The sequence below is a fragment of the Tahibacter sp. genome (genome assembly GCF_035481375.1).
Classification (GTDB): Bacteria; Pseudomonadota; Gammaproteobacteria; order Xanthomonadales; family Rhodanobacteraceae; genus Tahibacter.
Map to the genome: position 1 here is coordinate 1 of NZ_DATIGT010000270.1, position 19,399 is coordinate 19,399.

The 19,399-nt window shown below is 69.1% G+C and carries 20 protein-coding genes, 2 tRNA genes, 1 other RNA gene and 1 pseudogene; 14 read left to right on the forward strand and 10 right to left on the reverse strand.

What is annotated here, in order from left to right:
* Positions 1 to 93 (reverse strand): annotated as a pseudogene (locus VLF18_RS17695) (serine/threonine-protein phosphatase); the annotation flags it as partial.
* A gap of 293 nt (positions 94 to 386) precedes the next feature.
* Between VLF18_RS17695 and VLF18_RS17700 the strand changes: the two are divergent.
* Both VLF18_RS17700 and VLF18_RS17705 read left to right on the forward strand, forming a co-directional pair.
* Positions 387 to 476: transfer RNA gene (locus VLF18_RS17700), tRNA-Ser, on the forward strand.
* A 116-nt stretch (positions 477 to 592) separates the two neighbouring features.
* Entirely contained in the window at positions 593 to 988 is a 396-nt protein-coding gene (locus VLF18_RS17705) for a DUF6165 family protein (RefSeq protein ID WP_325280952.1), read from the forward strand.
* A 6-nt stretch (positions 989 to 994) separates the two neighbouring features.
* On the opposite strand, the gene VLF18_RS17710 is transcribed toward VLF18_RS17705, so the two are convergent.
* Positions 995 to 2,056 (reverse strand): glycosyltransferase family 9 protein, encoded by a 1,062-nt coding sequence (locus tag VLF18_RS17710; RefSeq protein WP_325280953.1) that lies wholly within the window; start codon positions 2,054 to 2,056, stop codon positions 995 to 997.
* A gap of 63 nt (positions 2,057 to 2,119) precedes the next feature.
* On the opposite strand from VLF18_RS17710, the gene VLF18_RS17715 reads away from it, so the two are divergent.
* The 8 genes from VLF18_RS17715 (at position 2,120) to ffs (ending at position 6,301) form a co-directional block, all read left to right on the forward strand.
* Positions 2,120 to 2,917, forward strand: a complete 798-nt coding sequence (locus tag VLF18_RS17715) for a 3-deoxy-D-manno-octulosonic acid kinase (RefSeq protein WP_325280954.1) — start codon at positions 2,120 to 2,122, stop codon at positions 2,915 to 2,917.
* Positions 2,914 to 3,687, forward strand: coding sequence for an MBL fold metallo-hydrolase (locus tag VLF18_RS17720; RefSeq protein WP_325280955.1), 774 nt, complete (start codon positions 2,914 to 2,916; stop codon positions 3,685 to 3,687). The genes VLF18_RS17715 and VLF18_RS17720 overlap by 4 nt, the downstream gene beginning before the upstream one ends.
* Complete coding sequence (gene moaA, locus VLF18_RS17725) at positions 3,687 to 4,733, forward strand: GTP 3',8-cyclase MoaA (protein ID WP_325280956.1); 1,047 nt, start codon at positions 3,687 to 3,689, stop codon at positions 4,731 to 4,733. Before VLF18_RS17720 ends, moaA begins: the two co-directional genes overlap by 1 nt.
* 1 nt (position 4,734) lies before the next feature.
* Positions 4,735 to 5,229: a cyclic pyranopterin monophosphate synthase MoaC gene (gene moaC, locus VLF18_RS17730; protein ID WP_325280957.1), complete on the forward strand. Its 495-nt coding sequence runs from the start codon at positions 4,735 to 4,737 to the stop codon at positions 5,227 to 5,229.
* Positions 5,230 to 5,231: 2 nt separating this feature from the next.
* A complete protein-coding gene (locus tag VLF18_RS17735; protein ID WP_325280958.1) occupies positions 5,232 to 5,477 on the forward strand; it encodes a MoaD/ThiS family protein in 246 nt (81 codons plus the stop codon).
* Positions 5,474 to 5,908 carry a molybdenum cofactor biosynthesis protein MoaE gene (locus VLF18_RS17740; RefSeq protein ID WP_325280959.1) on the forward strand — a complete coding sequence of 145 codons (435 nt, stop codon included), beginning with the start codon at positions 5,474 to 5,476 and terminating at the stop codon, positions 5,906 to 5,908. Before VLF18_RS17735 ends, VLF18_RS17740 begins: the two co-directional genes overlap by 4 nt.
* Positions 5,909 to 6,054: 146 nt before the next feature.
* Positions 6,055 to 6,147: transfer RNA gene (locus tag VLF18_RS17745), tRNA-Ser, on the forward strand.
* Positions 6,148 to 6,204: 57 nt separating this feature from the next.
* Positions 6,205 to 6,301, forward strand: an RNA gene (gene ffs, locus VLF18_RS17750) — signal recognition particle sRNA small type.
* A gap of 93 nt (positions 6,302 to 6,394) precedes the next feature.
* Here the strand turns inward: ffs and VLF18_RS17755 are convergent.
* The 5 genes from VLF18_RS17755 to VLF18_RS17775 form a co-directional block, all read right to left on the reverse strand.
* Complete coding sequence (locus VLF18_RS17755; RefSeq protein WP_325280960.1) at positions 6,395 to 6,589, reverse strand: formate dehydrogenase subunit delta; 195 nt, start codon at positions 6,587 to 6,589, stop codon at positions 6,395 to 6,397.
* Between the two features lie 26 nt (positions 6,590 to 6,615).
* On the reverse strand, positions 6,616 to 7,455 hold the full coding sequence (gene fdhD, locus VLF18_RS17760) for a formate dehydrogenase accessory sulfurtransferase FdhD (protein WP_414717240.1): 840 nt from the start codon (positions 7,453 to 7,455) through the stop codon (positions 6,616 to 6,618).
* Positions 7,456 to 7,462: 7 nt separating this feature from the next.
* Positions 7,463 to 10,309: a formate dehydrogenase subunit alpha gene (gene fdhF / locus VLF18_RS17765; protein ID WP_325280961.1), complete on the reverse strand. Its 2,847-nt coding sequence runs from the start codon at positions 10,307 to 10,309 to the stop codon at positions 7,463 to 7,465.
* A 62-nt stretch (positions 10,310 to 10,371) separates the two neighbouring features.
* A complete protein-coding gene (locus tag VLF18_RS17770) occupies positions 10,372 to 11,910 on the reverse strand; it encodes an NADH-quinone oxidoreductase subunit NuoF (RefSeq protein ID WP_325280962.1) in 1,539 nt (512 codons plus the stop codon).
* A complete protein-coding gene (locus VLF18_RS17775) occupies positions 11,907 to 12,428 on the reverse strand; it encodes a formate dehydrogenase subunit gamma (protein ID WP_325280963.1) in 522 nt (173 codons plus the stop codon). The genes VLF18_RS17770 and VLF18_RS17775 overlap by 4 nt, the downstream gene beginning before the upstream one ends.
* Positions 12,429 to 12,596: 168 nt before the next feature.
* Between VLF18_RS17775 and dnaX the strand changes: the two genes are divergently transcribed.
* From dnaX to VLF18_RS17795, 4 genes are all read left to right on the forward strand, one after another.
* Positions 12,597 to 14,396 carry a DNA polymerase III subunit gamma/tau gene (gene dnaX, locus VLF18_RS17780; protein ID WP_325280964.1) on the forward strand — a complete coding sequence of 600 codons (1,800 nt, stop codon included), beginning with the start codon at positions 12,597 to 12,599 and terminating at the stop codon, positions 14,394 to 14,396.
* Between the two features lie 74 nt (positions 14,397 to 14,470).
* Positions 14,471 to 14,794, forward strand: coding sequence for a YbaB/EbfC family nucleoid-associated protein (locus VLF18_RS17785; protein WP_325280965.1), 324 nt, complete (start codon positions 14,471 to 14,473; stop codon positions 14,792 to 14,794).
* A gap of 3 nt (positions 14,795 to 14,797) precedes the next feature.
* Positions 14,798 to 15,400: a recombination mediator RecR gene (gene recR / locus VLF18_RS17790; RefSeq protein ID WP_325280966.1), complete on the forward strand. Its 603-nt coding sequence runs from the start codon at positions 14,798 to 14,800 to the stop codon at positions 15,398 to 15,400.
* Positions 15,401 to 15,445: 45 nt separating this feature from the next.
* Positions 15,446 to 15,790, forward strand: coding sequence for a histidine triad nucleotide-binding protein (locus VLF18_RS17795; protein ID WP_325280967.1), 345 nt, complete (start codon positions 15,446 to 15,448; stop codon positions 15,788 to 15,790).
* A 96-nt stretch (positions 15,791 to 15,886) separates the two neighbouring features.
* Here VLF18_RS17795 and VLF18_RS17800 read toward each other — a convergent pair whose 3' ends face one another.
* The 3 genes from VLF18_RS17800 to VLF18_RS17810 all read right to left on the reverse strand — a co-directional run.
* Complete coding sequence (locus VLF18_RS17800) at positions 15,887 to 16,411, reverse strand: Slp family lipoprotein (RefSeq protein WP_325280968.1); 525 nt, start codon at positions 16,409 to 16,411, stop codon at positions 15,887 to 15,889.
* Positions 16,412 to 16,556: 145 nt separating this feature from the next.
* Positions 16,557 to 18,524 carry a DUF3488 and transglutaminase-like domain-containing protein gene (locus VLF18_RS17805; protein ID WP_325280969.1) on the reverse strand — a complete coding sequence of 656 codons (1,968 nt, stop codon included), beginning with the start codon at positions 18,522 to 18,524 and terminating at the stop codon, positions 16,557 to 16,559.
* On the reverse strand, positions 18,524 to 19,399 hold an 876-nt coding region (locus VLF18_RS17810; protein ID WP_325280970.1), incomplete at its 5' end, for a DUF58 domain-containing protein. The genes VLF18_RS17810 and VLF18_RS17805, both read right to left, overlap by 1 nt.

A 19,399-nucleotide genomic window follows, 5' to 3' on the forward strand; every position in this document is an offset into this window, starting at 1 on the left:
GAGCCATAGACCCAGCTCCGGATCCGCGTAATAGGTATCTTCGTTGTGTTCGCGGCGCAGGCCGACGTGGGAGCTGTGTCCGAATTCGATCATGCGCGCAGCCTGGTTCGGGTTCAGTGGCCATCGCCAGACGCACGGCGCCGGCGTTGTAGAAAACGGTGGCACAGGCGAAAAACGAACTGGGTCATAGCATGCCGCCGGGCGCCGTCCCGAGGCAAGCGCAGGTCCTGTCGTCCGAATCTGCAGGGAAGGAATACGCGATATGGCGGAAATCCGCGTCAGCCGATGCGGCGGCGGCGGCCGGCTTGTATCCGTCGCGCGTTGCCCGTACTATTCGCGCCCCTCGTCGTGCCACCGGCGAGGCCGGCCGCGAGGCCGACAGTTCCGGAGAGGTGGCAGAGTGGTCGAATGTACCTGACTCGAAATCAGGCGTACGTGTAAGCGTACCGTGGGTTCGAATCCCACCCTCTCCGCCAGCAACGACGAAAACGCCCCCTCGCGGGGCGTTTTCGTTTTTCGTTCCCGCCCACCGGATCCGGGCCGCCGCGGTTTCGGCTACGCTCGCATCCTTCGCTCCGCGGATGCGTTTTCCATGTCGCTGATTACCACGCCGATCTCCCATGGCGAACTGATCGACAAGATCACGATTCTCGAGATCAAGTCCGAACAGATCGCCGATCCGTCCAAGCTCGCCAACGTGCGCAAGGAACTCGACCTGCTCAACGACGTCTGGCGCGACGACGCCGCGGCCGCGATAGACATCGCCGCCGAACGCACGCGTCTGAAGGCCGTGAATCAGGCGCTCTGGGATATCGAGGACCGCATCCGCCTCAAGGAAAAGGCGCAGGCGTTCGATGCGGAATTCATCGAACTCGCGCGCGCCGTCTATTTCCAGAACGACGATCGCGCCGCGATAAAGCGCGAGATCAATCTGAAGCTCGGCTCGCAGCTGATCGAGGAAAAGTCGTACCAGAACTACAAGAGCTGACGCGTTTCAGCGCGCGGCGCGTGTCTGCGCGAACGCGTCGAAGCGCTCGAGGACCGCATCGGTCTCGATGAGATCCATGACGCCTTCGTGCTCGATCTTCGTGCCCCAGCGCAGCTCGCTCGCGGGCCTGCCGCAAAAACGCCGCGCCGCGGCGTCGTAGCGGTCGACACACCAGCGCCGGTCGGAATACGGGCCAGAGCGATGCGGATTGCTCGCCGCGTGCAGGCCGAGCACAGGCGTTCCCATCGCGTTGGCCAGATGCATGGGGCCGGAGTCCGGCGTCAGCACGAGATCGGCGCGGCGCAGCAGCGCAAGCAATTGCTTGAGCGTGTCCTTGCCGATCAGATCGACCGGCGCGCATCGCGCGAGCTTTGCCGCGATCGCATCACCGAACTCGCGTTCGTAGGCACTCGGGCCGCCGCACAGAACGACGCGCCAGCCGCGCTGCGCCGCATGATCCATGACCGCGGCATAGCGTTCCGGACGCCAGTTGCGCAGGCGGTGGCTCGAACACGGACTGACGATCAGGGTCGGCTCGTCGCCGGGCAGATACTGCGCGGCGAACGCTTCGGCCTCGGCGGGCACGGGCAGATCCCAGCGCACGGCGGTCTGCGCGAGTCCGAGCGGCTCGAGAAAACTGCCGAGCGCATCGAGCACATGCTCGCCGCGGCGCGCGGGAATGCGTTCGTTCACGAACAGGCCGTGCAGGTCGCGCGAGCGCTCGCGGTCGTAGCCGATGCGCCGGTCGGCGCGTATCAGGGCGCTCAGCAGATTCGAGCGCAGCGCGACCTGCATGTGCAGCAGCGCAGCGAAACGGCGGCCGTTCAGCGCGCGGCGCACGGCGCGATAGCCGTCCCAGCCCTTGGCTTTGTCGAACACTACGAACTCGATGCCGGGCAGATCGCCGACGAGCTTGTTTTCGAGCTTGCCGACGATCCAGGTCAGCGCCGTCTGCGGCCAGTGCGCCTGCACGGTGCGCACGAGCGGCACGACGTGACTGACGTCGCCGAGCGCGGAAGTGCGCAGCAGGCACAGGGATTCGGGTGGCGTTGCTGCCGTCACGGACATGAGCGTTGCTAGAATGCGGTGGAATACAAGAAGGCGAATGCGGCGGCCGTTGCGACGCGGGCGATGAACGAAGCGATCCTGAAGACCACCGACGCGAGCGCGATTCTCTGCGACGCGTCGATCGCCGCACAAGTCGGCGATGACTGGTTCGACCCGGCCCACTGGCAGGCCGGTGCCGTGTCGGGCGGCCGTGGTTCCGCGTGGCGCGTGCAGACACCCGTCGGGGCGGCGGTGCTGCGGCACTACCGCCGCGGCGGCGCGGTAGCGCGGCTGCTCGGCGACCGTTATTGGTGGCAGGGCGCCGAACAGACGCGGCCTTTCGTGGAATTCCGCCTGCTGCAGCGGCTGCAGTCGCTGCAGCTGCCGGTGCCGCAGCCGCTGGCGGCGCGTTTTCATCGCCGCGGCTGGTTCTATCGCGCCGATCTCATGACGCGTCTCGTCGCGAATGCGGCGACGCTCGCCGAGCGGCTCGCGGCGCGACGCGTCGACGCCGAGACGATGCAGCGCATCGGCGCGACGCTGGCGCAGTTTCATGCGGCCGGCGCCTGGCATGCGGATCTCAATGCGCACAACGTGCTGCTCGTGGACATGCCCGCGCACGCGTCGCTCGGCGGTCGCGACGAGCCGGCGACGGCGGTCCATCTGATCGACTTCGATCGCGGCGAACTGCGCCGGCGCAACGGCGCGTGGGCCGAGGACAATCTTGCGCGGCTGCGCCGCTCGCTCGTGAAGCTCGGCGCCGCCGCCGACGGCGAAAGCGAATTCGACCGCCGGCTGTGGCAGCCCTTGCGCGCGGGCTATTCGGCCGCACGTCGGCAGATCGACACTGACGCGGCCGCTGCCGCAGGACCGACCGCATGACCCTGGCGCTGCAGTTTCTCGGGGTGGGCTCGTCGCAGGCCGTCGAGCTCGGTTCTTCCGGTGCCGTGCTCGAACGCGACGGCGAGCCGTTGCTGCTCGTCGACTGCGGTCCCGAAACGCTGACCCGCTACCTCGACCGCTACGGCCGCGTGCCGCAGGCGATCTATGTGACGCACACGCATCTCGATCATGTCGGCGGCTTCGAGCGGCTGTTCACGAAGATCTATTTCGATGCGTCGCTGCGCGGCCGCGTGCGCGTGTTCGCGCATGCCGCGCTCGTGCCGCTGCTGCAGGCGCGCGTCGCCGACTACCCGAACGTGCTCGCCGAAGGCGGCGCGAATTTCTGGGACGCATTTCAGCTGACGCCGGTGTCGCGCGGATTCTGGCTGCACGATCTCTGGTTCGACACGTTCCCGGTGCGCCACCACGCGCCCGACACGGCGTTCGCGCTCGCGCTGCGCGGCAGCTTCGTCTGGACCGGCGACACGCGGCCCATTCCCGAGATGCTGAGCCGTCATGCCGCGGCCGGCGAACTCGTCGCGCACGACTGCGGGCTCGTCGGCAATCCGTCGCACACCGGCGTCGACGACGTCGAGCGCGAATATCCCGCCGAGCTTCGCGCGCGCCTCGTGCTCTACCACTACGGCAGTGCGGCCGACGGCGCGGCGCTCGCCGCGCGCGGGTATCGCATCGCGCGCGCCGGCGAGCGTTTCGTGCTCGGTCCCGCGCAGTCCGCGCGTGCGACCGAACCGAACCTGCGTGCCGTCTGATGACCGCACCGATTCCACTGACGCTCGTTGAACCCGTGCCGGTCGATCGCCGGCAGCGCGCGCTGACCGACCTGCGCATCTCGGTCGTCGACCGCTGCAATTTCCGCTGCCCTTACTGTCTGCCCGAAGACCAGTATCCCGAGCATCATCAGTTCCTCGACAGGCAGGCCCGTCTGTCGTTCGAGGAAATCGAGCGTCTCGCGCGTGCGTTCGCGGGCCTCGGCGTGCGCAAGATCCGGCTGACCGGCGGCGAGCCGCTGCTGCGTCGCGAGCTGCCGCTGCTCGTGCGCTGGCTCGCGCGCGTGCCGGGTATCGACGACATCGCGCTGACGACGAACGGCACACTGCTGCCGCGACTGGCCGGCGAGCTGCGCGACGCCGGCCTTGGCCGCATCACGCTGAGCCTCGACAGCCTCGATCCGACGATCTACCGGCAGCTGTCGGGCAATCGCGGCGAAATCGGCGAAGCGCTCGCGGCGATCGCCGCGGCCGAGGCGGCCGGTTTCGCTGCGCTCAAGATCAACTGCGTCGTCATGCGCGGCATCAACGACGACGGGGTGCTCGACCTCGTCGCGCATTTTCGCGGCACGCCGCATGTGCTGCGTTTCATCGAATACATGGACGTCGGCACGCTCAACGGCTGGCAGCGCGACCGCGTCGTGCCGACCGCCGAACTCGTCGCGCGCATCGACGCGCGCTGGCCGCTGGAACCGGTCTCGCGCGCGGCGCGGCACGACGTCGCCGAGCGCTATCGCTTCGTCGACGGCGGCGGCGAGATCGGCTTCGTCAGTTCGGTCAGCTCGCCGTTCTGCGGCGACTGCACGCGCGCACGACTGTCGGCGGACGGCAAGCTCTACACCTGCCTGTTCGCGAGCGAAGGCCACGACCTGCGCGCGCTGCTGCGCACCGGTGCCGACGACGCGACGCTCGCCGCGGCGATCGCGGCGCACTGGCGCGAGCGCGACGATCGCTACAGCGAGCGGCGCGCCGAACTGCGTGCGGCCGGCAACGAGGCGCGCGTCGAAATGTTTGCGATCGGAGGCTGAGGTGGACACCGAAGGACTGAGTCATGTCGATGCGGGCGGCCGTCCGCGCATGGTCGACGTCGGCGCGAAAGTCGCGACGGCACGGCGCGCCGTCGCGCAGGCGGTCGTGCGATTTCCGGCGGATGTCGCCGCGGAACTGCAGCGCACCGGAATGCGCGGCAAGAAGGGCGCGATCGTCGATACCGCGATCGTCGCCGGCACGATGGCGGCCAAGCGCACGTACGAACTGATTCCGTTCTGCCACCCGCTCGCGCTCGAGCGCTGCGATTTCGCCATCGAATTCGTGTCGGCGACGGAGCTGCGCATCCGCTGCGAGGTCGGCATCACGCACAAGACCGGCGTCGAGATGGAGGCGCTGACCGGTGCGAGCGTCGCGGCGCTGACCGTCTACGACATGTGCAAGGCGCTGAGCCACGAAATCGTCGTCGCCGAAGTCGCCTTGATCGAAAAGTCCGGCGGCAAGCGCGACCTCGTCGCGGGCCGTCCGCAGGAATGACCATGCCGCGCCACTACCGCCTGCTTTATTTCGCGTCGCTGCGCGACTGTGCCGGCTGCGACGGCGAGACCGTCGCGACGGCGGCGACGCAGCCGCGCGAACTCTATGCGCAGCTCGCGCAGCGCCACGGCTTCGCGCTGGCGCCCGAGCGCCTGCGCGTCGCCGTCAACGGCGAATTCGCGAACTGGGACCGCGCGCTCGCCGACGGCGACGAAATCGTGTTCCTGCCGCCGGTGTCCGGCGGATGAGCGCATTCCGTCTTTCCGACCAGATACTCGATGCGGCCGGCCTGTCGCGCGAGCTCGCGAGCGCGAGCGCCGGCGCCTGCGTCGGCTTCGAGGGCTGGGTGCGCAATCACAACGACGGCAAGGCCGTGCAGAAGCTCGCCTACCAGGCCTACGCGCCGCTCGCATTGGCCGAAGGCGAACGCATCATGGCCGAGGCCGCCGCGCGTTTTGCGATCGAGCGTGCGATCTGCGTGCACCGCACCGGCGAACTCGCGATCGGCGATCTCGCGGTCTGGGTCGGTGTCAGCGCGGCGCACCGCGATGCGGCGTTCGCCGCGTGCCGCTACGTCATCGACGAAATCAAGCGGCGCGTGCCGATCTGGAAGAACGAGTTCTACCGCGACGGCGCGTCGGGCTGGCTGCATCCGGACGGCAGTCCGGTCGAGGGCTGAGCGCGCGTACCGACGCTCGTTCGACAGCGCGTGCCGCGGTCGGATCCTGCGCCGCCGCCCGCTGCTCGGCTTGTCTGCGGCAGGGCTTCCTAGTATCCTCCGCGCCCCGCTTGCGGGCTCCAGGGATGGGGTTGCCGACGCGGGCTGGAGAGATGTCCGAGTGGTTGAAGGAGCACGCCTGGAAAGTGTGTATACGGCTTATCCCCGTATCGAGGGTTCGAATCCCTCTCTCTCCGCCAGATTTCCTGCAAAGCCTCGCGGTGCGCCGCCGCAACGGCTACGTTTTATGGCGACTCCGTCGGTCCTCTCGCGACGATAGCTTGCAAACCCCGCCAGGCCCGGAAGGGAGCAACGGTAGTGAGTGATTCGGGTGCCGGGATGCGGCTGGCGGAGTTGCCGCTTGCTTTCGCTCAGTGAGCGCACGGGTGTTGCTTCCCCAGTGCGCTGAGTGACGGTTGGTACTCCCGCCGTTCTTCCTGTTGCCGGTCAGCCGCGCGCGAGCCGCTCCACCGCCGCGCGAGCCAGATCGTCGAGCCCCGTGCCGGCCGCGTCGTTGCAGTGCGCGATGATCGCCGCGCGCATGCGCGGTTCCCAGAAGCGTTTCAGGTGCGTCGCGATGCCGGCGATCGCGTCTTCGCGTTCGGGCTCCGCGGCGAAATAGCGGGCGATGTCGTTGGCCATCGCGACGAGGCGTTCGATATTCAGAGTCAGTCTCCGCGAGCGCCGGCATAGCGCGTGGCGTGAGTGTAGACGGCGCAGCCGCCGGGCCGCGCGAAACCGATCAGTGTCAGTCCCGTGCTGTTGGCGAGCGCGATCGCGAGCGCCGTCGGCGCCGAAATCGCCGCGAGTATCGCGATGCCGGCGCTCGCGGCCTTCATCGCGATCTCATAGCTCGCCCGGCTCGTGACCAGCGCAAAGCCCGCGCCGGTATCGAAATCGCCCTGCCGAAGCGCGCCGATGAGCTTGTCGAGCGCGTTGTGGCGTCCGACGTCTTCGCGCACGAGGCGGATCGCGCCCGCCTCGTCCGCCCAGGCCGCCGCATGCGTCGCACCGGTGGCGGCGGCGAGCGACTGGTGCGCCGACAGCGCCGCGAGCGCGGCATCGAGCGCGGCGGCCGTGAGCAGCGGTTCGGACGCGACGCGCGGCGGCACGCGCAGCAGATCCTCGACATCGCGGCTGCCGCAGACGCCGCAGCCGCTGCGGCCTTCGAGGCTGCGTGCGCGGCGCGCGAGCGCCGCGGCGCGTTCGGGCGGAATCGTCAGCCGCAGCTCGACGCCGTCGACCTGCGTCGTCGCGCGGATCTCGCGCAGTTCGCCGGGCGCTGCGACGATGCCTTCGCTCAACGCGAAGCCGAGCGCGAAGTCCTCGAGATCCGCCGGCGTGGCCATCATCACGGCGAACGGTTCGCCGTTGCAGACGATCGCGACGGGCACTTCCTCGGCGACGACGTCAGCGTGTTCGTCGACGCTGCCGTCGCGCCAGCGCGCGACGCGGCGCCGCACCGCGCCGCGCGGCGGCGCACTCGCGTCGTCATCGGCCGACGTCACGTGCGACTCAGCGCGTGCTGCGCGCGGGTTCGAGCAGATCCAGCTGCTGCTCGGTGAAGCGCTGGTGACGCCGCTGCCAGTCCGACGGCTGCGTCACGCGCGTGGCCTGTACGGCGGTCACCTTGTATTCGGGGCAATTCGTCGCCCAGTCCGAGTTCTCGGTCGTGACGACATTCGCGCCCGATTCGGGAAAATGGAACGTCGTATACACGACGCCGGGCTGCATGCGGTCGGAGATGCGCGCGCGCAGCACCGTGTCGCCGGCGCGGCTCTCGACGCCGACCCAGTCGCCGTCGGCAATGCCGCGGACTTCGGCGTCATGCGCATGGAGCTCGAGCACGTCCTCGTCGTGCCAGACGACGTTCGGCGTGCGCCGCGTCTGCGCGCCGACGTTGTACTGCGACAGGATGCGTCCGGTCGTCAGCAGCAGCGGGAAGCGCGCGTTGACCTTCTCCTGCGTGGCCACGTATTCGGTCAGCATGAACCGGCCCTTGCCGCGCACGAATTCGTCGACATGCATCGTCGGCGTGCCGGCGGGATGCTCGGCATTGCAGGGCCATTGGATGGAACCGAGTTCGTCGAGGCGCGCGTAGCTGACGCCGGTGAAGGTCGGCGTCAGTGCGGCGATCTCGTCCATGATCTGCGACGGATCGCGGTAGTTCATCGGATAGCCCATGGCCTGGGCGATGCGCTGCGTGATCTCCCAGTCGGCATAGCCGGCCTTGGGCGCCATCACGCGGCGCACGCGCGAGATGCGCCGCTCGGCGTTCGTGAACGTGCCGTCCTTTTCGAGGAACGAACTGCCCGGCAGGAACACGTGCGCGAACTTGGCCGACTCGGTCAGGAACAGGTCCTGCACGACGACGCACTCCATGGCCGACAGTGCCGCGGTCACGTGCTGCGTGTTCGGATCGCTCTGCGCGATGTCCTCGCCTTCGATGTAGAGCCCCTTGAAGCTGCCGTCGAGCGCGGCCTCGAACATGTTCGGAATGCGCAGGCCCGGCTCGTCGTGCAGCGGCACGCCCCAGGCGCGCTCGAAGCTTTCGCGCACGGCGGTGTCCGACACGTGCCGGTAGCCCGGAAATTCATGCGGGAACGAGCCCATGTCGCAGGAGCCCTGCACGTTGTTCTGCCCGCGCAGCGGATTGACGCCGACGCCGACGCGGCCGAGATTGCCGGTCGCCATCGCGAGGTTCGCGATGGCCATGACCGCCGTCGAACCCTGCGAATGCTCGGTCACGCCGAGACCGTAGTAGATCGCGCCGTTGCCGCCGGTCGCATAGAGCCGCGCCGCGGCGCGCACGGCGTCGGCCGGTACGCCGGTTTCCGCGGCGAGCGTTTCGGGCGAGTGACGTTCCTGCGCGACGAACGCGCGCCATTTCGCGAACGCCGGCGCTTCGCAGCGCGCGGCGACGAAGGCTTCGTCGACGAGGTTCTCGGTCACGATCACGTGCGCGAGCGCGTTGAGGACGGCGACGTTCGTGCCGGGCCGCAACTGCAGGTGATGCTGCGCCTCGACGTGCGGCGTGCGCACGAGATCGATGCGGCGCGGATCGACGACGATGAGCTTCGCACCCTCGCGCAGACGCTGCTTGAGCCGCGACGCGAACACCGGATGGCCGTCGGTCGGGTTCGCGCCGATCACGAGTACGACGTCGGCCCGCATGACCGAATCGAAATCCTGCGTGCCGGCCGATTCGCCGAGCGTCTGCTTGAGCCCGTAGCCGGTCGGCGAATGGCAGACGCGCGCGCAGGTGTCGACGTTGTTCGTGCGCAATGCCGCGCGCACGAGCTTCTGCACGAGATAGGTTTCCTCGTTCGTGCAGCGCGAGGAAGTGATGCCGCCGACCGCATGCCGGCCGTAGGTCGCCTGGATCCGCGTGAACTCGGCGGCGACGTGGGCGATCGCCTCGTCCCAGCCGACCGGCTGCCACGGATCGGCGATGCGCTTGCGCAGCATCGGCGTCGTGATGCGGTCCTTGTGCGTCGCGTAGCCGAGCGCGAAGCGTCCCTTGACGCAGGAGTGGCCGTGGTTGGCCTGGCCGTCCTGGTGCGGGACCATCCGCACGAGTTCCTCGCCCTTCATCTCGGCGCGGAACGAACAGCCGACGCCGCAATAGGCGCAGGTCGTCACGACGCTGCGCTCGGGCTGGCCGAGTTCGATCAGCGACTTCTCGGTCAGGGTCGCCGTCGGGCAGGCCTGCACGCAGGCGCCGCAGCTCACGCATTCGGAGCCGAGGAACGATTCGTCCTGGCCCGGCGACACGCTCGATGCGAAACCGCGACCCTGGATCGTCAGTGCGAACGTGCCCTGGACCTCGTCGCAGGCGCGCACGCAGCGCGAGCAGACGATGCACTTGGACGGATCGAACGTGAAATACGGATTGCTTTCGTCTTTCTTCGCGTGAAGATGATTCGCGCCGTCGTAGCCGTAGCGCACTTCACGCAGACCCACCGCGCCGGCCATGTCCTGCAGCTCGCAGTGCCCGTTGGTCGGGCACGTTAGACAGTCCAGCGGATGATCGGAAATATACAATTCCATGACGTTGCGGCGCAGGCGGCCGAGCTTCGGCGTCTGCGTCTTCACCTTCATGCCCTCGGCGACCGGCGTCGTGCACGACGCGGGATAGCCTTTGCGGCCGTCGATCTCGACGAGGCATAGCCGGCACGAGCCGAACGCCTCGAGCATCTCGGTCGCGCAGAGTTTCGGGATCGCGCAGTCGATCAGCGCCGCGGCGCGCATCACCGACGTGCCTGCGGGCACGCTGACCGCGCGGCCGTCGATCTCCAGCGTGACGAGGACGTCGGACTTCGCCGCCGGCGTACCCAGATCGGATTCGGCGATGGACAGCATGGTGTTCCTCCTGCGCTCGCGCGCCGGTTCGTGCGGACTTGCGTTGAGGTCTCCGGCCGCGCTCAGCGCGCGATGCCGAAATCCTCGGGATAGTGGTCGAGCGCGCTCAGCACCGGAAACGGCGCCATGCCGCCGAGCGCGCAGAGCGAGCCGTCGATCATCGTGTCGCAGAGATCTCGCAGCAGCGCTTCGTCGCGCGCGACGTCGGTGCCGTCCTTGATCCGATCCATCACTTCGACGCCGCGTGTCGAGCCGATGCGGCAGGGCGTGCATTTGCCGCAGGATTCGATCGCGCAGAACTCCAGCGCGAAGCGCGCCTGCGCGGCCATGTCGACGGTGTCGTCGAACACGACGATGCCGCCGTGGCCGAGCATGCCGCCGACGGCGGCGATTGCTTCGTAGTCGATCGGCGTGTCGAGCGCGGCATCCGGCAGATAGGCGCCGAGCGGGCCGCCGACCTGCACCGCACGGATCGCACGGCCGCTCGCCGTGCCGCCGCCGAAATCGTGCAGCAGTTCGCGCAGCGTCAATCCGAAGGCTTTTTCGACGAGTCCGCCGCGCCGCACGTTGCCGGCGAGCTGCAGCGGAATCGTGCCGCGCGAACGGCCGCTGCCGAAGTCGCGGTAGAACGCCGCACCGCGCGCGAGGATCACCGGCACGCTCGCGAGCGTGACGACGTTGTTGACGACGGTCGGCCGTCCGAACAAACCGGCGATCGCCGGCAGCGGCGGCTTCACCCGCACCTGGCCGCGGCGGCCTTCGAGCGATTCGAGCAGCGAGGTTTCCTCGCCGCAGATGTAGGCGCCGGCGCCGAGCCGCGCGTGCAGCACGAAGCGCCGGCCGCTGCCGGCGACGTCGTCGCCCAGCCATCCGGCCCGCGTCGCGCGATCGATCGCCTCGCAAAAAACGCGGAACGCGCGCGGATATTCGCTGCGGATGTAGACATAGCCTTCGGTCGCGCCGACGGCGAGGCCCGCGATCAGCATGCCTTCGATCAGCGAATACGGATCGCCTTCGAGCGTGAGGCGGTCGGCATAGGTGCCCGAGTCGCCTTCGTCGGCATTGCAGACGATGTATTTCCGGTCGACCTGCGCGTCGGCGCAGGTCTTCCATTTGATGCCGGCCGGAAAGGCGGCGCCGCCGCGGCCGCGCAGTCCCGATTCCGTGACGGCCGCGACGATGGCCTCGGGCGCCGTCGCGAGCGCGCGTCGGAGCCCCTGCCAGCCGTCGTGTGCGGCGTAGTCGTCGAGCGACAGCGGATCGATGACGCCGATGCGGCGATAGGTCAGGCGTTCCTGCTGCCGGAGAAACGGAATCTCTTCGGTCGGCCCGAGCCGCAGCGCATGCGCGCCGCCGTCGAGAAATCCCGCGTCGAACAGTCCTTCGACATCGGCGACATCGACCGGCCCGTAGGCGATGCGACCGTTGCCGGTCGCGATCTCGACCAGCGGTTCGAGCCAGAACAGCGCGCGCGAGCCGTTGCGCACGAGTCGCACGGGTATTCCCCGCTGCGCCGCGATATCGGCGATGCGCGCGGCGACCGCCTCGGCACCGACGGACAGCGCGGCCGAATCGGTGGGCACGTAGACGGTCGTGCTCACGGCGTCGTCTCCAGCGCGGCGATGAGATCGCTCAGTCGCTGCGGCGTGACGCGGCCGACGAGTTCGCCGTCGACGAGCAGCGCCGGCGACAGCGCGCAGTTGCCGAGGCAGTAGGCGGGTTCGAGCGTGATCGCGCCGTCGGCGCTCGTGGCGTAATAGTCGATGCGCAGACGTTCCTTCGCCTGGGCTTCGAGCGCCGTGGCGCCCATGGCCTGGCAGCTTTCGGCGCGGCACAGCGTCAGCACGTGGCGGCCCGGCGGCGTGGTGCGGAAATGGTGATAGAAGCTGAGCACGCCGTGCACGTCGGCGCGCGAAAGATTCAGCGCCTGCGCGATCGCCGGGACCGAGGCCGGCGGCACGTAGCCGAGCGCGTCCTGCACCGCGTGCAACAGCGGCAGCAGCGCGCCGGGCAGGTCGCGGCAGGCGGCGACGGCATCCTGCACCGCGGCGCGTTCGCGCGGCGTCGGGCCGGGGTCCTGCAGCCGGATCGCAGCGGGCTTGAGGCTGGCTGACGACATGTCGTTGCGTTCTCCTGAGGCGGGCGCCGCGCGCCGCGCGCGCCAAGCCTAGACCAACGCGCCGCGAAACGACACGCGGACGGGTCGTCGGCCGCGGCCGTCGTGCGGCGCCGCTGCGAGCGCAGGCGCCCCCGTGGCACAATCGGCGCTTGGTCCGAAGGAAACGGCATGTCGTATCAAGTCCTTGCGCGCAAATGGCGGCCCAAGCGGTTCGGTGAACTCGTCGGTCAGGAGCACGTCGTTCGCGCGCTGTCGCATGCGCTGGACCGCGACCGCCTGCATCATGCCTTCCTGTTCACCGGCACGCGCGGTGTCGGCAAGACCACGATCGCGCGCATCTTCGCGAAGTCGCTCAATTGCGAACGCGGCCAGTCCTCGCAGCCCTGCGGCGAATGCCGCGCCTGCCTCGACATCGACGCGGGCCGCTTCGTCGACCTGCTCGAAATCGACGCGGCCAGCCACACCGGCGTCGACGACGTGCGCGAGATGATCGAGAGCGCGCAGTACACGCCGGCGCGCGGCCGGCAGAAAGTGTTCCTCATCGACGAAGTGCACATGCTGTCGAAGAACGCGTTCAACGCGCTTCTCAAGACGCTCGAAGAACCGCCCGCCCATGTGAAGTTCCTGCTCGCGACCACCGACCCGCAGAAGCTGCCGGTCACGGTGCTGTCGCGCTGTCTCAAGTTCAATCTGAAACGCCTGCTGCCCGAACAGATCGCCGGGCAGATGCGCCACATTCTCGAAGCCGAACAGATCGCGTCGGATGCCGAAGCGATCGCGCTGCTCGCCAAGGGCGCCGACGGTTCGCTGCGCGACGGCCTGTCGCTGCTCGATCAGGCGATTGCCTATGGCGGCGGCAGCGTGCGCGCGGCCGACGTGCGTTCGATGCTCGGCACGATCGAGCGCGCCCGCGTAGGCCGTCTGCTCGAGGCGATCTGCGCCGGCGACGGCAACGCGCTGTTCGCCGAAGTGACGCAGCTCGCCGAATTCGGGCCCGACTTCGGTCTCGTGCTCGACGATCTCGCCGCACTGCTGCATCGCATCCAGCTGCGCCAGCTCGTGCCCGATCACGTCGGCGAGAGCGCCGCCGATGCCGAGGACGTTGCGCGCTTCGCGCAGCAGCTCGGCGCCGACGAGGTGCAGCTCTACTACCAGCTTTGCGTCAGCGGCCGGCGCGATCTCGCGCTCGCGCCGACACCGCGCGCGGGTTTCGACATGGCGCTGCTGCGCCTGCTCGCGTTCGCGCCGGCCGAGGCCGGCGGGGGAAGCGGTGCCGGCGGCGCGTCGCCTCGGTCCGCAGGAGCTCCGCCGGCCCGCGCCGGCGATACGTCAGGGCAACGCTTGCGGCCGGTGAGCGAGGATGCCGGGCGCTACGGCGCTGATGACGCAGCGGCCGCCGCGCGCGCCGTCGAGGTCGCCGCGTCGGCACCGGTGGTGGTCGAAGCGAAGGCAGCCGTCGCAGTCAGCGCGGTACCGCCACCGCCGCCGCCGCGCGATGCCGCGACCACGCCGAGCCCGGTCATCGCGGCTCCCGTGCGCGCCGAAGTCGGCGAGACCACCGCACACGTCGCAATCGAACCGCGCGACTGGGCTTCGTTGATCGAGCGCGCCAACCTGCTCGGTCCGATCGGCCAGCTTGCGCGCAATGCGGCACTGGTTGCCGTCGACGGCGAGGTGCTGCGCCTCGCGCTGCGCGCCGAACACTACAACGTGCTGATTCCGGGCATGGTCGCGCAGCTGCAGGAAAAGCTGTCGGCGGCGACGGGCCGCACGCTGCGCTGCCACTTCGAGCAGGCCAGCGGCAGCGTCGAGACGCCGGCCGAGGAACTGATGCGCACGCGCAGCGCGCGGCAGCAGCAGGCCGAGGACGACATGGATCGCGATCCGTTCGTGCAGGCCGCCGCGCGCGAACTCGGCGCGCGCATCGTGCCGGGCTCGGTCCGCGTCGACAATGCGCCGGGCGCCTGAGCGCCGGTCTTGGCGAACGCGGACGCCGCCACCACAGTTTCCGCACCGTTTCAGTTTCCTATCCGGAGCCAGTCATGCGTGGACCCCTCGGCAACCTCATGCAGCAAGCGCAGCGCATGCAGGAGAACCTGAAGAAAGCACAGGAAGAGATCGCCAAGCTCGAAGTGACCGGCAGCGCCGGCGGCGGACTCGTCAGCGTGCTCATGAACGGCCGCCACGAAGTGCGCCGCGTCACCGTCGACCGCAAGCTCATGCAGGACGATCCGGAAATGGCCGAGGATCTGATCGCCGCCGCGTTCAACGACGCCGCGAACAAGCTGGCGAGCGAGACCCAGTCGCGCATGGCCGGCGTCGCCGGCGGCATGAACCTGCCGCCGGGCTTCTCGCTGCCGTTCTGACCCATGAGTGCCGGTTCGCCGCTCCTGGCCGAGCTGATCGAGGCGCTGCGCTGCCTTCCGGGCGTCGGCGCGAAAACCGCGCAGCGCATGGCCTTCCATGTGCTCGAACGCGACCGCGCCGGCGCGCGCCGGCTCGCCGAGCGCCTGGCCGCCGCGGTCGAGCGCATCGGCAACTGCCGGCGCTGCCGCGGTTTCAGCGAAAGTGAAATCTGCAGCGTCTGCGCCAATGTATCGCGCGACGCGGGCCTGCTCTGCGTCGTGGAGAGTCCGGTCGACCAGTCCGCGGTCGAAACCGCGACGGGCTACCGCGGCCTGTACTTCGTGCTGCTCGGCCGCCTCAGCCCGCTCGACGGCCTGGGTCCGCGGGAACTCGGTCTCGATCTCCTGACCGAGCGCCTGCGCAGCGGCGAGATCCGCGAACTCATCGTCGCGACGAACCCGACCGTCGAAGGCGAGGCCACCGCGCACTTGCTGTCGCAGATCGCGCGCGACGCCGGGGTCCGCGCGACGCGCCTCGCACACGGCGTGCCGCTCGGCGGCGAACTCGAATTCATCGACCGCGGCACGCTCGCGCACGCGTTCGGCAGCCGCCAGACGCTGACCTGAGCCGCGCCGCCACCACTCCGCACGTCACCACCCTGAAGGAACGCCATGAGCGACACGATCTTCGGCAAGATCATCCGCCGCGAAATCCCCGCCGACATCGTCTACGAGGACGACGATCTGATCGCCTTCAAGGACATCAGCCCGCAGGCGCCCGTGCACGTGCTGTTCGTGCCGAAGACGCCGATTGCGACCTTGAACGACGTGACGCCGGGTCACGCCGAACTCGTCGGCAAGATGATCCTCGCCGCGGCCGCCTACGCCAAGCGCCAGGGCTTCGCCGACAACGGCTACCGCTGCGTCATCAACTGCAACAGCCACGGCGGGCAGACCGTGTTCCAGCTGCATCTGCACTTGCTGGGCGGTGCGCCGTTGCATGGGGGGTTCGCGTAGGAGCGAGTGGGAAGTTGAGAGGAGTGAGAAAAGAGTAGGCGGGGAGCGCTTCGCATTTACTCGTTTCTCATTCCGCTGCACTCGTTGCCGGCGCTTCTAGTTCTTCCGCCGCTCATGCCGGTGATGGATGACGACGAACGACGGCCCCCACCACGGCCGGTACCAGAACGGGTCGTAGAACCACGGTGACGGATAGGCCAGCGCCTCGCGTTCGTTCCAGAGATAGATCACGTCGGCGGCGACGCGCGTGTAGCGGTAGTCGTAGTCGCCGACCTTGCGCAGTTCGCTGCCGGCGATCGTGCCGGTCACGGTGATTTCGCGGCCGGGTTCGAAGACGGCAGGATCGTAGAAGCCGCTGCGGCAGGCGAGAAAACGGCCGTCGCTGCGGTCGCGGCGCAGCGGCCGCGCGCTGCCGTCGAGCGGGCGCGCGAGGACTTCGAAGCAGGACCGATCCGCGGCATTGTCGACACGGATGATCTCGCCGCCCCAGCGAACTTTCTGTCCATCGGCGACGGCGTCGGGCGCGGCGGCGGCGAACTCGCCCTGCAGCGGCTTCGGTGCCGTGGCGCAGCCGGCGAGAGCGAGCAGGGCGGTGGTCAGGCTCAGGCGGATGAAGGACATGGGGGGCTCCCGCAATCGCATCGACGTCCCGACGATACACCGGCCCGTGTCGTCGCGGCGTGCCTGTTCAGGAAGCCGCCGAAGCGGTCGCTCCGCCGATTTTTTTGGGGGCGGTGATGCAGTTGCTCCGGACTCGAATCGCCGATCAGGACGAACGCCGCCAGCGGCGCAGGTCGATGCGGCGCGCGTCCCGCGCGAAGTCGCGCAGCGGCGCGGCGGGCAGATCGGTACTCGCGTAGCGCAGCTGCATGTAGCGCGCGAACAGCGGTTCGAGCGTCTCGCGTGCCTGCGGCCATTGCTGCAGCACGCGGCGCAGATAGTCGGCCGGCCCTTCCGACGGTGCGCGCGCGACGCCGAGTCGCGCGAGCCGGGCGCACAGCTTGTCGTAGGCGCGATCGAGCGCGTCGCCGTCGCCGCGGTCGCGCCGCAGCGCCCACCATAGACCCAGCGCCGCGAGCAGTGTCATGCAGACCGCGAACGCGAGACCGAGCTGGCGCCAGTCGGCTTCCTCGATACCGACGCTGCGCAGCAGACCGCGCTGCGTCAGTTCGTCGAACTGCACGACCATCTGGGTCCAGAGCCGGTTCACGAGATCCCAGCGGTTGCGCAGCGCGAGCATCCACTCGCGGCCATAACCTCCGCCGTGCGCCGCGCTGCTGCCGAGTTCGACGCGATCGGGCCGCACCGCCGCGGTCGGATCCATGCGGACCCAGCCGCGATTCTCGAGCCAGACTTCATTCCAGGCGTGCGCGTCGGACTGGCGCACGACCATGTAGGCGCCGGTCTCGTTCCAGTAGCCGCCCTGATAGCCGAGCACGACGCGCGTCGGGATACCGGCCGCGCGCATCAGCACCGCGAATGCCGAGGAGAAATGCTCGCAGTAGCCGGCCTTGGTCTCGAACAGAAAATCGTCGACCGCATTGCGACCCAGCGGCGGCGGCGTCAACGTGTAGCGGAACTCGTTGCGGATCAGATTCAGCGCGGCTTCGAGGATGCGGTCGGTGTTGCCGCCGAATTCCTCGGCCCACTGCTTGCCGAGCGCGACCGCGCGCGGGTTCGCGTTCGGCGGCAGGCGCAGTCCGCGCTGGCGCTGCATCGTCGTGAGCCCGCCGAGCCGGTATTGCGGCGCCGAGCGCAGCGAGTAGGCGAGCAGCTTGCTGATCGGACGCAGGCCCGACAGCGTGTAGTCCTCGTCGCGCATATAGCCGGCCGGATTGGACGTCGGCATGTCGAGCGCGAACAGCCAGCGCTTCTCGGTCGGCTCCAGCGTGATGTCGTAGCCGACCTCGGGACCTTCGGGGCGCAGCGGCTGCTGTCCCGGGGCGATGGCGAGTCCGCCGCCGCGCGACCAGGTACGGCCGTCGAAGCGCCAGAGCACGACGCCGCGCCAGTAGCGCTGCGCCGGTGGCGGTGCGTTGCCGCCGTCGAAGCTCACGCGGAATGCCGGCGAGTCGTCGAGAAACAGCTCGCCCATGTGGCCCGGCGACATACTGTCGCTGATGCCGGTGCGGCCCTGCGGCGAGGTCTGCGTGGCCCAGAGCGGTGCGGCGAGGCGCGGCAGGAACAGGAATACGAGCAGCGCGAGCGGCACCGCCGCGAACAGGTTCGCGAGCACGGCACGCAGACCGGGGGCGACGCGGGTCAGCGACAACGCGGCAGCCGAGGTCTCGTCGGCCTCGAGCGCGCGCAGGCCGAGCAGCAGCGGTACCACGCCGAGGCCGACATAGAGCGTGGTCAGCAGATCCTGCTCGAACAGCAGCGCTGCCATCAGCACGAACATGCCGAACGTCGCGACGGCACGGGCGTCGCGCGTGGTCTCGGTTTCGGCGAGCTTGAGCACGAGCATGCCGACCGCGAACACGCTGCCGGGATCGAGGCCGAAGATGTTGCCGTACTGCAGCCAGACCACGATCGGCAGCGCGAGCGTCAGCGGCAGCCGCAGCAGCGCCGGCGGCTTGCCCCAGTCCGGGCGCAGGCGGCGCTGCAGCCAGCGTGCGGCGACCAGGGCGGTGAATGCCACATTGAGCCAAAGGGGAAAATGCGGCGCATGCAGCCAGCTCGCGCAGAGCACGGTCAGCGTGGTCAGGTCGAACTGGCGCCGGGTCAGCCGCATCAGAACAGCGCCAGTTCGCGCAGACAGCGGCGCGCGTGTTCGGTGCCCAGATCGGGACCGAAGCGCCGTCCGGGCAGCAGCAGCGTGTAGCGCGCGCGACGTTCCTCCGCCATGAGCACCCAGCGCGTCAGGCGCGAGATGCGCGCTTCGAGATCGAGCGACGTCAGCGCATCGAAATCGAGCACGTATTCCTCGCCGAGCAATTGTTCCGGTTCGCGCACGAGCAGGCGGTCGGCGCGCGCGCTCGCCTTCCAGGCGATCAGCCGGCGCGGATCGCTCGCGCGGTATTCGCGCAGCGCGCCGAACTCCTCGCCGAGCGGCTGGATGCGGCTGCGCTGCGCCTGGTCGGCGCCCTGCGGCAGCGGCACGGCGTTCGCCTCGGCGCGCGGATAGACCAGAAGTTCGATCTGCGGATTGAGCCAGCTCCACGCACGGAACAAGCCGTAGGGCCAGCGCGTCCAGAAGCGGATCCGCGGCAACGTCATCAGGCCGCGACGTGCGGTCGGCAGCGCGAGCACGGCGCGCAGCGGCTCGCCGGCTTCGGCCGTGACCACGGCGTGGCTGTCGCCGATGTCGATGCGCAGGCCCGGCCGCACGCGCGTGCCCGCGGCGAACACGAGTTCGAGCGCGAGCAGGTCGCCCGCGTGGCAGGGCTCGGCCTGGACGCGGTCGAGACAGGTGCCGTCGAGCGTGCGGAACGCGACGAGCATGCTGAGCACGCTGACCGAGCCGAGCAGCACGGTCAGCAACAGCGCCGGATTGTTGTAGTAGTTCAGCGCGCCGATGCTCATGACGAACAGCATTGCCGCGAATACAAGGCCGAACAGCGTCGGCAGCACATAGATGCGGCGCCGGTCGAGCAGGATCGGCAGGTT

What these genes read in the sequence shown, in the direction of transcription:
- VLF18_RS17775 (WP_325280963.1), bottom strand. Translation starts at nt 12,428, where the DNA reads ATGTCGTCAGCCAGCCTCAAGCCCGCTGCGATCCGGCTGCAGGACCCC.
- recR (WP_325280966.1), top strand. Translation starts at nt 14,798, where the DNA reads ATGAGTGCCGGTTCGCCGCTCCTGGCCGAGCTGATCGAGGCGCTGCGC.
- VLF18_RS17710 (WP_325280953.1), bottom strand. Translation starts at nt 2,056, where the DNA reads ATGTCCGTGACGGCAGCAACGCCACCCGAATCCCTGTGCCTGCTGCGC.
- dnaX (WP_325280964.1), top strand. Translation starts at nt 12,597, where the DNA reads ATGTCGTATCAAGTCCTTGCGCGCAAATGGCGGCCCAAGCGGTTCGGT.
- VLF18_RS17715 (WP_325280954.1), top strand. Translation starts at nt 2,120, where the DNA reads ATGAACGAAGCGATCCTGAAGACCACCGACGCGAGCGCGATTCTCTGC.
- VLF18_RS17740 (WP_325280959.1), top strand. Translation starts at nt 5,474, where the DNA reads ATGAGCGCATTCCGTCTTTCCGACCAGATACTCGATGCGGCCGGCCTG.
- VLF18_RS17755 (WP_325280960.1), bottom strand. Translation starts at nt 6,589, where the DNA reads ATGGCCAACGACATCGCCCGCTATTTCGCCGCGGAGCCCGAACGCGAA.
- VLF18_RS17705 (WP_325280952.1), top strand. Translation starts at nt 593, where the DNA reads ATGTCGCTGATTACCACGCCGATCTCCCATGGCGAACTGATCGACAAG.
- moaA (WP_325280956.1), top strand. Translation starts at nt 3,687, where the DNA reads ATGACCGCACCGATTCCACTGACGCTCGTTGAACCCGTGCCGGTCGAT.
- VLF18_RS17805 (WP_325280969.1), bottom strand. Translation starts at nt 18,524, where the DNA reads ATGCGGCTGACCCGGCGCCAGTTCGACCTGACCACGCTGACCGTGCTC.
- VLF18_RS17735 (WP_325280958.1), top strand. Translation starts at nt 5,232, where the DNA reads ATGCCGCGCCACTACCGCCTGCTTTATTTCGCGTCGCTGCGCGACTGT.
- VLF18_RS17800 (WP_325280968.1), bottom strand. Translation starts at nt 16,411, where the DNA reads ATGTCCTTCATCCGCCTGAGCCTGACCACCGCCCTGCTCGCTCTCGCC.
- fdhF (WP_325280961.1), bottom strand. Translation starts at nt 10,309, where the DNA reads ATGCTGTCCATCGCCGAATCCGATCTGGGTACGCCGGCGGCGAAGTCC.
- VLF18_RS17785 (WP_325280965.1), top strand. Translation starts at nt 14,471, where the DNA reads ATGCGTGGACCCCTCGGCAACCTCATGCAGCAAGCGCAGCGCATGCAG.
- VLF18_RS17795 (WP_325280967.1), top strand. Translation starts at nt 15,446, where the DNA reads ATGAGCGACACGATCTTCGGCAAGATCATCCGCCGCGAAATCCCCGCC.
- VLF18_RS17720 (WP_325280955.1), top strand. Translation starts at nt 2,914, where the DNA reads ATGACCCTGGCGCTGCAGTTTCTCGGGGTGGGCTCGTCGCAGGCCGTC.